This is a genomic window from Tepidiforma bonchosmolovskayae (assembly GCF_008838325.1).
Classification (GTDB): domain Bacteria; phylum Chloroflexota; class Dehalococcoidia; order Tepidiformales; family Tepidiformaceae; genus Tepidiforma; species Tepidiforma bonchosmolovskayae.
Genome location: NZ_CP042829.1, coordinates 2,038,638 through 2,052,392, shown reverse-complemented (window position 1 = coordinate 2,052,392; position 13,755 = coordinate 2,038,638). Strand labels below are relative to the sequence as shown.

The 13,755-nt window shown below is 71.3% G+C and carries 13 protein-coding genes; 6 read left to right on the top strand and 7 right to left on the bottom strand.

Going from position 1 to position 13,755, the window contains the following annotated elements:
• Nucleotides 1–20: 20 nt before the first annotated feature.
• Genes Tbon_RS10335 through acpS form a run of 5 tightly spaced genes read right to left on the bottom strand, consistent with a single transcriptional unit; the run spans nt 21 to nt 5,457 of the window.
• Entirely contained in the window at nt 21–440 is a 420-nt protein-coding gene (locus tag Tbon_RS10335; RefSeq protein WP_158067628.1) for a hypothetical protein, read from the bottom strand.
• Complete coding sequence (gene recJ / locus Tbon_RS10330; protein ID WP_158067627.1) at nt 437–2,146, bottom strand: single-stranded-DNA-specific exonuclease RecJ; 1,710 nt, start codon at nt 2,144–2,146, stop codon at nt 437–439. Before recJ ends, Tbon_RS10335 begins: the two co-directional genes overlap by 4 nt.
• Entirely contained in the window at nt 2,143–3,411 is a 1,269-nt protein-coding gene (gene fabF, locus Tbon_RS10325) for a beta-ketoacyl-ACP synthase II (RefSeq protein WP_158067626.1), read from the bottom strand. The genes recJ and fabF overlap by 4 nt, the downstream gene beginning before the upstream one ends.
• 19 nt (nt 3,412–3,430) lie before the next feature.
• Nucleotides 3,431–4,990 carry an NAD(P)H-hydrate dehydratase gene (locus Tbon_RS10320; RefSeq protein ID WP_158067625.1) on the bottom strand — a complete coding sequence of 520 codons (1,560 nt, stop codon included), beginning with the start codon at nt 4,988–4,990 and terminating at the stop codon, nt 3,431–3,433.
• A complete protein-coding gene (gene acpS / locus Tbon_RS10315) occupies nt 4,987–5,457 on the bottom strand; it encodes a holo-ACP synthase (protein WP_158067624.1) in 471 nt (156 codons plus the stop codon). The genes Tbon_RS10320 and acpS overlap by 4 nt, the downstream gene beginning before the upstream one ends.
• A gap of 137 nt (nt 5,458–5,594) precedes the next feature.
• On the opposite strand from acpS, the gene Tbon_RS10310 reads away from it, so the two are divergent.
• From Tbon_RS10310 to Tbon_RS10290, 5 genes are all read left to right on the top strand, one after another.
• Nucleotides 5,595–6,485, top strand: coding sequence for a bifunctional 5,10-methylenetetrahydrofolate dehydrogenase/5,10-methenyltetrahydrofolate cyclohydrolase (locus Tbon_RS10310; protein ID WP_098504505.1), 891 nt, complete (start codon nt 5,595–5,597; stop codon nt 6,483–6,485).
• Nucleotides 6,482–6,961: an aminoacyl-tRNA deacylase gene (locus Tbon_RS10305; RefSeq protein WP_158067623.1), complete on the top strand. Its 480-nt coding sequence runs from the start codon at nt 6,482–6,484 to the stop codon at nt 6,959–6,961. Before Tbon_RS10310 ends, Tbon_RS10305 begins: the two co-directional genes overlap by 4 nt.
• Nucleotides 6,958–7,881: a UbiA prenyltransferase family protein gene (locus Tbon_RS10300; RefSeq protein WP_192497911.1), complete on the top strand. Its 924-nt coding sequence runs from the start codon at nt 6,958–6,960 to the stop codon at nt 7,879–7,881. The genes Tbon_RS10305 and Tbon_RS10300 overlap by 4 nt, the downstream gene beginning before the upstream one ends.
• Nucleotides 7,882–7,903: 22 nt before the next feature.
• Nucleotides 7,904–8,287 carry an iron-sulfur cluster assembly scaffold protein gene (locus Tbon_RS10295; protein ID WP_158067621.1) on the top strand — a complete coding sequence of 128 codons (384 nt, stop codon included), beginning with the start codon at nt 7,904–7,906 and terminating at the stop codon, nt 8,285–8,287.
• A 129-nt stretch (nt 8,288–8,416) separates the two neighbouring features.
• On the top strand, nt 8,417–9,532 hold the full coding sequence (locus tag Tbon_RS10290; protein ID WP_158067620.1) for a CAP domain-containing protein: 1,116 nt from the start codon (nt 8,417–8,419) through the stop codon (nt 9,530–9,532).
• 6 nt (nt 9,533–9,538) lie between these two features.
• Here the strand turns inward: Tbon_RS10290 and Tbon_RS10285 are convergent, their stop codons facing one another.
• Both Tbon_RS10285 and Tbon_RS10280 read right to left on the bottom strand, forming a co-directional pair.
• A complete protein-coding gene (locus tag Tbon_RS10285) occupies nt 9,539–10,915 on the bottom strand; it encodes a TldD/PmbA family protein (protein ID WP_192497910.1) in 1,377 nt (458 codons plus the stop codon).
• Nucleotides 10,912–12,357: a TldD/PmbA family protein gene (locus Tbon_RS10280; protein WP_158067618.1), complete on the bottom strand. Its 1,446-nt coding sequence runs from the start codon at nt 12,355–12,357 to the stop codon at nt 10,912–10,914. The genes Tbon_RS10285 and Tbon_RS10280 overlap by 4 nt, the downstream gene beginning before the upstream one ends.
• Before the next feature lie 66 nt (nt 12,358–12,423).
• On the opposite strand from Tbon_RS10280, the gene Tbon_RS10275 reads away from it, so the two are divergent.
• A complete protein-coding gene (locus Tbon_RS10275) occupies nt 12,424–13,755 on the top strand; it encodes an MFS transporter (protein ID WP_158067617.1) in 1,332 nt (443 codons plus the stop codon).

The following is a 13,755-nucleotide window of genomic DNA, read 5'->3' as shown; positions in this document are numbered from 1 at the left end:
CGGCGGAGCCGGGGGCCGGCTCAGGCAGCCCGGAGCAGGTCGGCGAGCTCGCGGCGGCTGATGCCGAGCGAGGCGAAGAACATCGGGCTGCATTCGCCGGACTCGGCGAGGGCGATGGCGAGGCCGCGGGCCGTGATGGTCCGTTCTCCGGCGGCGCGGGCAGCGGCCGCGGCGGCGGAGATGGCATCGCGCGCGGCGGAGCCGAAGATGACGTCGCGGTCGAGCGGGTCTTCGCCGATTCCCTGGGTGGCCACGAGGGCCTGCTGAATGGCCTCAGGCGACGGGAGACCTGCGGCGCCGGCAGCGCGGAGGCGGAGGAGGCAGGCGGCGAGCAGGTGTTCGGGTGCGACAATCGCGCAGTTCAACCGGTAGCAGAGGGCCTGGGACTCGCGGAGCGCCTGGGCGGCATCGGGGGCGAGAGTGAGCTCTTCGGAGGTCATCGGCCGCGTTCGAGGGGCCGGGCGGCGGCCGTGGGCGCGAGGTCGAGCACCTCAAGTTCGACGCCGGTCCCGGAGAGGTCGTGCTGGAGTGAGTAGACGATATCGACTTCGTCGTCGAGTTCGGCGCCGGCCTGGCGGAAGGCGATACCGCGCCAGGTCACCTGGCCGTCGCGGACGGCGAGCCGGAGGTGGTCACCCGACTGCCCGACAGGTTTGGCATCGAGGAGGCGGACGCCGCGGCTGAGGAGGACCGGCTTCCGGTTGCCGTGACCGGTTGGTTCGAACTTCATGAGGCCCTTGACCTCCAGTCCGTCGAGGGCCGCGAGGGGCGCTTCAGCATCGATGTCGATGACCCGGCGGGCGGGCTCGCGACCGAGCTGGGCCGCGGCAGTGGCAGTGAGGCGTTCGCGGAGTTCGTCGAGGTGTTCGTTGCGGACGGTGAAGCCGGCAGCGGAGCGGTGGCCGCCGTGGCGGACGAGCAGCTCTTTTTCTTTTCGGATGGCGGCAACGATATCGAAGCCGGGGATGCTGCGCGCGCTGGCGCGGGACTCTTCGGGGCCGCGCGAGAGGACGACTGCAGGGCGGTTGCGGCGCTCGGCGAGGCGGGAGGCGACGAGCCCGACGATGCCGGGGGCGATCTGGTCGGTGACGACGAAGAGCAAGGGGGCATCAGCGGGACCGAGCAGCTCTTCGGCGAGCTGCGTGGCCTCTTCGGTCTGGCGCTGGCGCTCGCGATTGAGGGCGTTCAGCTCACTGGCGAGGTCGAAGGCGCGGCGGTAGTCGCGTTCGAGGAGGAGGCGGAGGGCGATGTTCGCGTGGGCGAGGCGGCCGGCGGCGTTCATGCGGGGGCCGAGGGCGAAGCCGAGCGTTTCGGAGGTGAAGCGTTCGGGGGCCACGCCGCTGACGCGGGCGAGGGCAGCGAGGCCGGGCCGGAGGCCGCCGGTCCGCATGACCTCCAGTCCCCGGGCGACGATGCGGCGGTTTTCGTCGATGAGCGGGGCGACATCGACGACGGTGCCGAGGGCGGCGAGGTCGATGAAGTCGGCGTCGTTGAAGGCGACGCCGAGGTGGTCGTAGAGGACTTCGAGGAAGCGGTAGGCGACGCCGCAGGCGGCGAGTTCATCGAAGGGGTAGGGCGAATCGATGCGCTTCGGGTTGACGGCGGCGAGGGCGTCAGGGAGGACGTCCGGGACGGTGTGGTGGTCGAGGATAACGACGTCGAGGCCGAGTTCGTTGGCGTAGGCGACTTCGGCGACCGAGGAGATGCCGCAGTCAGCGGTGACGAGGAGGGTGGCGCCGGCTGCGGCGAGGGAGCGGATGGCGCCGAAGTTGAGGCCGTAGCCTTCGGTGAACCGGTCGGGGATGTAGGGCAGGGTGCGGGCGCCGAGCGGGGCGAGGCCCTCGTGGAGGATGGCGATGGAGGTGACCCCGTCGACGTCGAAGTCGCCGTAGAGGGCGATGAGTTCGCCCTCGCGGATGGCGCGGTCGACCCGGAGGATGGCGTCGGCCATGCCGGGCAGGAGGAGCGGGTCGTGGTCAGGGAGGAGATGGGGCCGGTAGAAGGCCTCGGCCTGCTGGCGAGTGGTGATGCCGCGGGCGGCGAGCACGGTGGCGAGGACGGGCGGGTACCGGGGGATGCCGTTCTGGTGGGCGTAGGGGTCGCGGAGCCGCCAGCGGGGGGGCTGGGCGCCGACGAGCTGGGTCATGGCGCGGCCCGATAGGTGCGGAAGATGAGGCTGGAGTTGTGGCCGCCGAAGCCGAGGGAGTTCGTCATGACGGCCTCGAGGCGGGCCGGGCGGGCGACGTTCGGGACATAGTCGAGGTCGCAGTCGGGGTCGGGGACCTCGTAGTTGGCGGTCGGCGGGATGATCTGCTTCTGGAGGGCGAGGACGCAGATGGCCGCCTCGACGGCGCCGGCAGCGCCGAGGAGGTGGCCGGTCATGGACTTCGACGAGCTGATTGGGAGGTCGTAGGCGTACTCGCCGAAGACGCGCTTAATGGCGAGGGTTTCGAGGCGGTCGTTCATCGGCGTCGAGGTGCCGTGGGCGTTGAGGTAATCGATTTCGTCGGGCTGGAGGCCGGCCTGCCGGAGCGCCATCTGCATTGCGCGGGCTGCGCCTTCGCCGCGCTCGTCGGGCTGGGTGATGTGGTAGGCATCAGAGGTCGCACCGTAGCCGGCGAGTTCGGCGAGGATAGTCGCGCCGCGGGCGCGGGCGTGCTCCTCGCTTTCGAGGACGAGGACGGCGGCGCCTTCGGCGAGGACGAAGCCGTCGCGGCGGGCGTCGAAGGGGCGGGAGGCGCGGGCCGGGTCGTCGTTGGCGGTCGTGAGCGCTTTCGATGAGGCGAAGCCGGCGACGACGATGGGGGTGATGGGGGCTTCGGTGCCGCCGGCGAGGGCGACCTCGGCGTCGCCGCGACGAATGATGTTGGCGGCCTCGCCGATGCTGTCGGCGCCGCTGGCGCAGGCGCTGACGAGGCAGTAGTTCACGCCACGGGCCCCGATGCGGATGCTGAGCTGGCCGCTGGTCATATCGGCGAGCATCATCGGCATGAGGAAGGGGGAGACGCGGCCCGGCCCTTTGGTGTAGAGCGTTTCGAACTCGGCGGAGAGGGTGGTGATGCCGCCGATGGCAGTGCCGACGATGACGGCAACTTCGGAGCCGTCGTCGGGGGCCGGGCGGAAGCCGGACTGGGCGAGCGCCTCATCGGCGGCGACGAAGGCGAACTGGGTGGCGCGGTCGGCCCGGCGGGCGACCTTGCGGTCCATGTAGGCAGCGGGGTCGAAATCAGGGACTTCGCCAGCGACCTGCGAGTCGAAGCCGGCAGGGTCGAAGAGGGTGATGCGGCGGGTGCCGGAGCGGGCCTCGACGAGGGCGTTCCAGGTGTCGCATGCGTTCTGTCCAAGCGGACTGACGATGCCGAGGCCGGTAACGACGACGCGACGGGCGGGGTTCGATGCGTGGTTCGTCACGTGTTGCCCTGAGTGTACATCAGGATTGGGTTAGGTCCCGGACGATGCGGGGGAGGCGTGCGGCGATTTCGCCGGCGAGGAGGCCGGCGCGGCCGTATTCGGCCTCGAGGGCTTCGGCGACGGCGGCGTGAAGGTAGACGCCGAGGCGGGCGGCCGTAAAGGGGTCGGCGCCCTGGGCGAGGTAGCCGGCGATGATGCCGGCGAGGACGTCGCCGCTGCCGGCGGTCGCGAGCAGGGGGTTGGCGAACGGGCAGAGAGCGGCGCGGCCGCCCGGTGCGGCGACCACGGTATGGGCGCCCTTGAGGACCACGGTGCAGCCGAAGCGGTCGGCGGCGGCGCGGGCTGCGCCGAGGCGGTCGCGCTGAACCTCGGGAACGGTCGTGCGGAGGAGGCGGGCCATTTCGCCCGGATGCGGGGTCAGGATGGCGCGGGGGTGGAGGCGGGCGGGTGCGTCGTCCATGGCGGCGAGGGCGTTGAGCGCGTCGGCATCGACGACAACACCGCCGGCGCAGTCGGCGGTGTCGGGGAGTGCGGCCCAGGTGAAGGCGCGGGTATCGTCGGTGAGCGAGAGGCCAGGGCCGATGACGGCGGCGCGGGCGGCGGCCCACTCCGCCCGGAGGGCGATCGCGGCCTCGCCGGAGAGGGAACCGTCGGGGCCGGCCGGCTGGGGGAGCCAGGTGGCCTCGGGGATCGCTGCCGCGAGGTCGCGGGCGAGGTCTTCGAGCGTGGCGATGGTCACGAGGCCCGCGCCGGCGCGGTAGGCGCCGGCCGCAGCGAGGGCCACGGCGCCCCGGTAACGGTTGCAGCCTCCCACCACGAGGACGCGGCCGAACGTGCCCTTGTTGGCGTCGGCAGGCCGGGCCGGCAGGTGCTGGCGAACCCAGCGGGAGGTGATGAGTTCGAGCGGTACGGCGTCGACGGCGTCTTTCGGGATGCCGATATCGATGACCTGGACGCGGCCGACGGCATCGCTCCCGGGGAGCTGGTACATGCCGACCTTCGGCAGGCCGAAGGTGACGGTGATGTCAGGGCGGACGAGCAGCGGGTCGACGGCGCCGGTATCGCAATCGAGGCCGGTGGGGACATCGACGGCGACGATTTTCGGCGGCTGGTAGGAGGAGCGGGTGGAGGCGAGGGCGGCGAGGGCCCGGGCGATGGGGTCGGCGGGGTCGAGGGGGAGGCGCTGGCCGATGCCGAGCAGGGCGTCGATGACGAGGTCGGCGGCGGCGAGCTGGGCGGCGAGCTGCCGGCCCTCGGGGTCGTCGTCGCCCATGAGGAGGGGGATCTCGCGAGCGCGAAGCTCCTCGAGGCGGGATGCGTCGCGGTGGCCTTTCGGGAAGTAGACGGCGACCTCGGCGCCCCAGTCGTAGAGGTGGCGGGCAGCGACGAGGCCGTCGCCGCCATTGTTGCCGGGGCCGGCGAGGACGAGGATGCGGCGGCCCTCGAGGGTGCCGAGGAGCATCCAGGATTCCTGGGCGACGGCGAGGCCGGCTTCCTCCATAAGCTGGGCCTCGGAGGAGCCGGCAGCGATGGCGGCGGATTCGAGCTGGCGCATTTCGGCGGCGGTGACGAGTTTCATCGGAGGCCTTTCTCGCGGATGAGGCGGAGGGCGCTGTCGCCGCGCCGGGGGGTGTCTTCGGCCTCGGTGAGGGCGCGTTCGCCGACGACGGAGGCGATGGCGAGGTCGGCGAGGTGAGTCATGGAGACTTCGAGGCCGCGGAGTTCGATCTCCTCGGCGCGCCTGGCCCCGCGGCCGTAGAGGAAGACGAGGGGCTTGCCGCGGCGGTTGGGAAGGATTTCGATGTCCTTCCAGCCGACACCGCGGATGCCGGTGCCGAGCGCCTTCATGACGGCCTCCTTGGCGGCGAAGCGGACGGCGAGTTCGGGGATGCGGCCGCGGCAGTGGGCGAGCTCATCGGGCGTGTAGACGCGGTTGAGGAAGCGGTCGCCATGGCGGGCGATGACGTCGGCGATGCGGTGGGTTTCGATGACGTCGATGCCGTGGGCGAACTTGCGCGGGCGCTGCGCGGGCGTGTCGTCGGGCATGGGCGACCCCGGGAGCAGGATGATGCTGGCTGCAAGGCTGGAGCGGATCGTACGCGAGCGCGGCCGATTGCGCGCCGGGCATCGGATGCAGGCCCGGGATTTTGGCCCGGAGCGGGGTTCCCCGATACGCTACGCGCATGCCAGCGAAGCTGATTGACGGGGCTGCAATTGCGGCCGAGATCCGGGCGGAGGTCGCTCGGGAGGCTGCGGCGCTGCGGGAGGCGGGGGTGACGCCGGGGCTCGCCGCGATCATCGTGGGAGACAACGCCGCCTCGATTAGTTATGTCTCCATGAAGACGAAGGCGTGCGCCGAGGCGGGCATCTTCTCGGAGACCTTCCGGCTGCCGGCGACAGCGACGCAGGACGAGGTGATTGCGCTGGTCCGGCAGCTGAACGCCGACCCGCGATTTCACGCGATCCTGCCGCAGCTCCCGCTGCCGCCGCAGGTGAACGAGCTGGCGGTGATCGACGCGCTCGACCCGGCGAAGGACGCCGACGGGCTTCACCCGGTGAACCTCGGCAAGCTGCTCCGGGGGGAGCTCGACGGGGCGATCCCGTGCACGCCGCACGGCGTGGTGGAGCTCTTGCTCCGGACCGGGAACGACCCGGCGGGGAAGCACGTGGTGGTGGTCGGGCGGAGCACGCTGGTGGGGCGGCCGCTGGCGGTGCTGCTATCGAACAAGGCGCGGGGCGGCAACGCGACGGTCACGATCTGCCACACGGCGACGCCGGACCTCGCCGAGCACACGCGCCGGGCCGACATCGTGGTGGTGGCGGCGGGGCGGGCCGGCACGCTGACGAAGGAGATGGTGAAGCCCGGCGCTGTGGTGATCGACGTGGGGGTGAACCGGGTGGACGCACCGGACCGCCCGAGCGGCTACCGGCTGGTCGGCGATGCGACGCTCGACGTGCGGGAGGTGGCGTCGTGGGTGACGCCCTACACCGGCGGTGTGGGGCCGATGACCGTGGCGATGCTGCTGGTGAATACGGTGAAGGCGGCGCGGCGAGCGCTGGAGGGCCGGGGATGACGCCGCCGGAGCGGGTGGCGGCGGCGCTCGCGGCGCTGGGCCTCCCGGCGGAGGTGCGGACCTTTCCGCAGAGCACGGCGACTGCCGAGGAGGCTGCCGCGGCGGTGGGCTGCGCCCCGGGGCAGATCATCAAGACGCTGTTCTTCCTTGCCGATGGGCGGCCGACGATGGTGCTCATGGCCGGAGACCGGCAGGTCGATACGGCCGCGCTGGCAGAGATCCTCGGGGTGAGCCGGAAGCGGCTGAAGATGGGCACGCCGGAGGAGGTGCGGCAGCACACCGGCTACGAGGTGGGCGGTGTGGCCCCGGTCGGGTGGCCGACGAAGCCGGACGTGGTCATCGACGATTCGCTGCGGCGGTTTGCGACTGCATGGGCGGCAGCGGGAGCGCCGAACGCGGTGTTCGCGGCAGGCGTCGAGGCGCTGGCTGCGGCGATCGGCGGGCAGTGGGCGGCCATCGCGAAGGAGCGGGCGTGAGCGCGGAGCCCCGGCGGCAGGGCGAGGGGCTGCCTGCGCTGGTCGCGGCGATGCGGCCGTACCAGTGGCCGAAGAATGCGGTGGTGTTTGCGGCGTTCGTGTTCAGCGCGGGGGAGGCGTGGACACCGGGCGACCCGGGAACGTGGTGGCCGCTACTGTGGCGCTCGCTGGTGGTGTTCGGGCTGTGGTGCCTGGCGGCATCGGCGACCTACCTGGTGAACGACGTGCGCGACCGGGAGGCCGACCGGCTCCACCCGCGGAAGCGGTTCCGGCCGATTGCCCGCGGGGCCGTCTCACCGCGGACGGCGGTGGCCGCGGCCGTGGTGCTGGGCGCGGCAGGGGTCGCCGGTGCTGCCGCGCTCGACGCCGCCGCGGGGCTGGTGCTGGCCGGGTACCTCGGAGCGATGACGCTCTACTCGCTGGGGCTGAAGCGGGTGGCGATCCTCGACATCCTGCTGCTCAGCGCGGGGGTCGTGGGGCGGGCGGTGAGCGGCGCGGCGGCGATCGAGGTCGACATCAGCCCGTGGCTGTACGTGTGTTCGAGCTTCGCGGCGTTCTTCTTCGCGACAACAAAGCGGTGGGCGGAGTTTCGGCAGCTGGGGGCCGAGGCCGCGCGCCACCGGCCATCGCTGGCCGCCTACAACGCGGAGGTGCTGGAGCTGATGCTGGGGGTGAGCGCTGCCGGGGCGCTGCTCAGCTATTCGCTGTACACGATTGAATCGGCGCGGGTGCCGGACGACGGGTCGATGGCGCTGACCATCCCGTTCGTGGCGTTCGGCCTGTTCCGGTTTCTGTTGCTGATGAGCGGGCCGCGGCAGGCGGATGCCCCGGACCGGGTGCTGTTCACGGACCCGCAGCTTTTGCTGGCGGTGGCAGGTTTCACGGCGGCCGCATTCGCGGTGCTGGTGGCGCACCGGTAGGATCGAGGCCGGAGGGGCAGGGATGCCAGGCTATTCCGAGCTGGTGCGGGACCATTTCGAGCACCCGCGCAACGCCGGGGTCCTCGAGGACCCGGATGGAATCGGCGAGCGGGCGAACCCGGTGTGCGGCGACCGGATGACCGTGATGATCCGGGTGGCCGACGGGCGGGTGGCGGAGGTGCGCTGGCAGACGCGCGGCTGCCCGGCGGCGATTGCGACGAGTTCGTTCGCCAGCGAGCTGGTGCGGGGGTGGACTCTCGGTCAGGTGCGGGAGCTGACGCGGGAGGCGATCGCGGAGGCGATGGGCGGGCTCCCGCGCGACAAGGTGCACTGCAGCGTGCTGGCGGCGGATGCCCTGAAGGCAGCAATCGCGGACTTCGAGCGGCGGCAGGCGGCGGGCGGCTGATCGGCAGGTAGAGGCGGGGCGGCGCCCCCATCGTTCCCGGCGGTTCCACGCGGCGTTCACCGGCTGGCCCCCTTTGACCGCCGAATTCCCCAGTGGGCCCGTCTCGCAGGTGCGGGCCGGGGGGATGACATGGCTGCTGGGGTTCGACGTTCGACACTTCCGCTGGCGGCGACGTTGCTGGGCGCGCTGCTGGCCGGGCTTTCGCTCACGATGGGGGCCGGGCAGCGCGCGGACGCCCTGACCAACTGCTCGGTGACGCATGATGCGCTGGACAGCGAGGAGCAGGCGTTCCTCACGCTCATCAACCAGTACCGGGCGCAGAACGGGCTGGGGCCGCTGACGATTTCGACGAACCTGAACCGGGCCGCAGCGTGGATGGTCGAGGATATGGCGACGAAGGGGTACTTCTCGCACACGGACAGCCTCGGGCGGTCGCCGTACCAGCGGGCGATTGACTGCGGGTACCCGTCCGGGGCGGGGGAGAACCTTGCGGCGGGTTCGGGCTGGTCGACGGCGCAGGCCGCATTCGACGCGTGGCGGAACTCGCCGGGGCACAACCAGAACATGCTGACCGGGTACTACCAGCAGATCGGCATTGCGCGGTACTACCAGGCGGGTTCGCCGTACGGGTGGTACTGGGCGACGAACTTCGGGGCGACGAACGACGGCACCGGCGGCGGCGGCGCAAGCCAGGCGACAGCAACGCCGACGAACACGCCGACTGCGACGCCCACGAGCACGAACACCCCGACGCCGACGAACACGCCGGTGACACCATCGCCCTCGCCTTCTCCGTCGCCGTCGCCTTCTCCTTCGGCGACGCCGACGCAGCCGCCGCTGCCGCCCACCGCCACGCCGACGCCGGCGGGCGGGAACGGCGGGCAGGGGCAGCCGACCGCGACGCCGACGCAGCCACCGCTGCCGCCGACGGCGAGCCCGACACCAACGGCAACCCCCTCGCCGACGGCCACGCCGACGCCGCGCCAGGGGAACGGCGGCGCCCCGTCGCTGCCGCTCTCGCCGGGGGCGAACCTGGTGGCGTGGCCGGGGAGCCCGGTTTCACCGGCCGAGGTGTTCGGGCCGGGCAGCCAGGTGGCGGTGGTCTACGAGTGGGACCCGGCCACCGGGACCTGGAAACGGTACCTGCCGGGCATGCCGGGCTACCTGAACACGCTGGGGCAGCTCCGGCCGGGCGTTGCGTACTGGGTCATCGCCAGGGGGCAGGCGCAGGTGGCCGTGCGGTAGGGCGCCTCAGCGGCCGGAGACGGTCATCTCGCGGATACGGACGGTGGGCGCGGCGGCCGAGCCGAACCAGGTAAGGTCGCTCCCGACCCCGTCGATATCGGCCAGCATGGCGGCCAGGTTGCCGGAGACATTGACTTCGGTGACGGGGTAGCTGAGCTGGCCGTTTTCGATCCAGAAGCCGGCAGCCCCGCGGGAGTAGTCGCCCGTGGCGGGGTTGAACCCGGCACCCATCAGTGCGGTGACATAGAGCCCCTCCGGGATGCCGGCGAGGATCTCTCCCGGGGCGAGGCTTCCCGGTTCGAGGACGAGGTTCGAGGACGAGGGCGACGGCGCGGATTCGAGGCTGCGGGAGGCGCTGCCGGTGGTGGTCCGCCCGAGGCGTCGGGCGGTGTAGCAGTCGAAGAGGAAGCCGCGGAAGGTCCCGGTTTCGACGAGGACGTTGCGGCGGGTTGCGACGCCTTCGCCATCGAAGGGCCGGGTGCCGAACCGGCCGGGGAGACGCGGGTCATCAACGATGGTGACGAGCGGGGAGGCGAGCGGCTGGCCTTCGCGGCCGGCGAGGAAGGTGGCGCCGCGGTAGAGGGCGTCGCCGGTGGCGCACCCGGCGAGGTGGCGGAGGAGGGAGATGGCCATCATCGGTTCGAAGACGACGGGCACGCGGGTGGTTGCCGGCTTGCGCGCTCCGAGCTGGTCGACGGCGCGGCGGGCGGCGGTCCGGCCGACCTCTTCAGGGTCGCCGAGGCGGGAGAGCGAGCGCTCGGCCGAGAACCAGTAGCCGTTGCGCTTCTTCCCCTCGGCATCGTCGGCGATGGCTTCGACCGCGAGGGAAATGGAGGTGGCCGGGTAGCTCCCTTCGAAGCCGAGCGAGTTGACGAGGGCGACCTCGCCGACGTGGGTGGAGAGCGAGGCGCCGTCGGTGTTGGTGATACGGGGGTCGGCTGCGAAGGCGGCGGCTTCGGCGGCGAGGGCGAGACGGATTTTCTCGTCGGTGGAGAGCGCTTCGATGCGCTCGTCGTAGAGGCCGAGGGCGGCGGCATCGGCCGGGCGGCCGAAGAGGGAGGGGTCGGGGAGGCCGGCGAACTCGTCGGGGGCGCTGATGGCGGCGAGTTCGACGGTCTCGGCGGCGAACTGTTCGAGGGCCGCCGGGGTGAGGTCGGACGTGGAGCACACGGCGGTGCGGCCGCCGATGATGACGCGGAGGCCGAGCCCGAGGGAGCCGGCCTCGATGAGCTTCTCGACCTCGCCGAGGCGGACCGCGACGGTGCTTTCGCTGCCGGTCACGACGATGGCGTCGCACTGCTCTGCGCCGGCCCGGCGGGCGAGCTGGACGGCGCGGCGGGCAAGGTCGAGGGCGGAGATGCCTTCGGCAGCGCGGGCGGTCACAGCTTCGTGCCCCCAACGGTGATGCCGGAGACGAGGACCGTCGGCATGCCGACGCCGACGGGGACGGACTGGCCATCCTTGCCGCAGGTCCAGCGGCCGTCGGAGAGACGGTAGTCATTGGCGACGCGGGTGACTTTCGAGAGGACGTCGGGGCCGTTGCCGATCAGCATGACGTTCTTGAGCGGAGTGGTGATGCGGCCGTTCTCGATGAGGTAGGCCTCGGTGACAGAGAAGACGAAGTCGCCGTTGGAGATATTGACCTGTCCGCCGGAGTAGGAGACGGCGTAGATGCCGCGGTCGACGCTGCGGATGATGTCCTCCGGGGTGTCGTCGCCGGGGAGCATGAAGGTGTTGGTCATGCGGGGCATGATGTAGTCCTTGAAGGTCTGCCGGCGCCCGGAGCCGGAGGGCGCGACGCCGAAGTGGCGTGCGGAGATTTCATCGTGGAGGTAGCCGCGGAGGATGCCGTTCTCGATGAGGACGTTGCGGGTGGTGGGGTTGCCTTCGTCGTCGACGTTGATGGAGCCGCGGGATGCGGCGATGGTGCCGTCATCGACGACGGTAACGAGGGGGCTGGCGACGGGCTGGCCGATGCGGCCGGTGTAGTTGCTGGTGCCTTTGCGGTTGAAGTCGGCTTCGAGGCCGTGTCCGACTGCTTCGTGGAGGAGGACGCCGCTGTCGCCGGCGGCGAGGACGACGGGGAGGGTGCCTGCGGGAGCTTCGGCGGCGTCCTGCTGGAGGACGGCCTGGCGGGCGGCTTCGCGGGCGAGCTGTTCGGGCGTGGTGACCTGTTCGAAGTATTCGATGCCCATGCGGCCGCCGCCGCCCTGGCGGGCGACCTGGCGGCTTTCGCCGCGCTGGGAGAGGGCGGAGACGTTGAAGCGGATGAGGGGCTGGACATCGCCGATGAGTTTGCCGTCGCTGCGGGCGATGAGGATGTATTTGAGCTCATCGCCGATGGAGGCGTCGAGGCGGGCGATGCTGGGGTCGTAGCTGCGTGCTGCGCGGTCGGCGCGTTCGAGGAGCGCGACCTTGGCGGCGGCAGGTTCGGCGACGAGCGGGTGGTCGAAGTCGTAGTGGCTGGTGCCGACCAGGAAGGGGGTAGCGTCGATGGGGGGCGGGGTGCGTTCGCCGGCGGAGATGCGGGCGGCGGTTTCGGCGGCGCGGCGCATCGCTTCCATGTCGAAAGATTCGGTGCAGGCGTAGCCGATGGCTTCGCCGCGGACGACGCGGACCCCGAGCCCCTGGGAGACGGTGCGGGTGGCGGATCTGACGTGCTGGTCTTCCCAGGTGATGGCGCTGTTGGTGCGGTGTTCGAAGTAGAGTTCGGCGAAGTCGCCGCCGCGGGAGAGGGCGACGGAGAGGAGGGTGGAGGTGACGGCGGGGTCGATCGCGAAGCGGTCGCGGAAGAACTGGAGGGCTGCAGCAGCCGGGTCTGGCATGTGGGGACTCCTGATTCGTTGGTTCGATCGTAGCAGGGCGGCGGGGGGAGATCGGGGAAGGGCCCGGTGGAGCGTTGGGCGGTGATTGTGCAGGATTGTGGGGGAGGGCGCTCCTGCGCCCGGAGCTCGCGCTTGTCTTCCCAGGCTGTAGCCGGAACCGAACGGAGCCCCCGTGCGGGGGGCCTGACGGCGCCCGGCCGGCCGCTGGCCTCGCTTCGGCATCGGGATTTCCGGGTTCTACTGTTTTCGACGATGGCGCTGCAGGTGGGGTCGTGGGTGCAGACCATCGGGCAGGGGTGGCTGGTGGTGAACGACCTCGGGGGTTCGGCGACGAACCTTGCGGTGGTGGCGCTGCTGCGGGGAGCGTTTCTCGTGCTGGTGTCGCCGTTCGGAGGCGTGATCGCGGGGCGGTATGAGCGGCGGGGGCTGCTGATGGTGTACACGGCGGTGAGCGCGGCGATTGCGGTGCTGCTGGCGGTGCTGGTTTCGACGGGGAGCATCGAGCTGTGGATGGTGTACGTGCTGGCGGCGCTCGCGGGCATCGTGGAGGCGCTGGCCGGCCCGATCCGGAGCCTGCTGGTGTTCGACACCGTGGGACCGGAGGAGATGACCAACGCGGTGGCGCTGAATGCGCTGGGCGGGAATGCGATGCGCGTCATCGGGCCGGCGATCGGGGGTGCGCTCATCGGACTGATCGGCACGGAGGGGACGTTCGAGGTGCAGGCGGGCTGCTTGGTGGTCTCGCTGGTGCTGACGGCGCGGCTGCGGCGGTTCGAGCCGGAGCTCAGGGAGGGGAACGAAAACGCATTCGTGAGCGTTGGACGGGGGCTGGCGTACGTGGTGCGTGACCGGCCGATGGCGCTGATCGTGGGCATGGCGGTGTTGCCGAGTGTGCTGGTCTACCCGTACGTCAGCTTTCTGCCGGTCTTCGCGAAGGATGTGCTGCACGAGGGTGCGGAGGCGTACGGCTTCCTCGCGGGGGCGGTGGGGCTGGGCTCGCTGGCGGGGGGTGCGATTGTGGCGGCGACATCGAACCGCCAGCGGCTGGGGCCTGCGATGACGTGGGCATGCCTGTTCTACTGCCTGTCGGTGGCTGGCTTCACGTTCATGCGGGAGCTGTGGTTCGCGGTGGGGGCGCTGGTGGTGGCGGGGGTGTTCCACAGCATCTATGCGGCGTTCAACGCGTCGCTGATGCAAATGAAGGCGGCACCGGAATTCCGGTCTCGTGTGGTGGCGCTGCAGACGGTGACGTGGGGGCTCACGCCGTTCGCAGGACTGCTGATGGGGGCAATGATTGACCGGTGGGGTGCGCCGCATACGGTGCTGGCGTGGATGCTGGCTGCGGCGGGGCTGACGCTGGCGCTGGCCTTGGGGAGCCGGGAGCTGCGGAGGGTATAG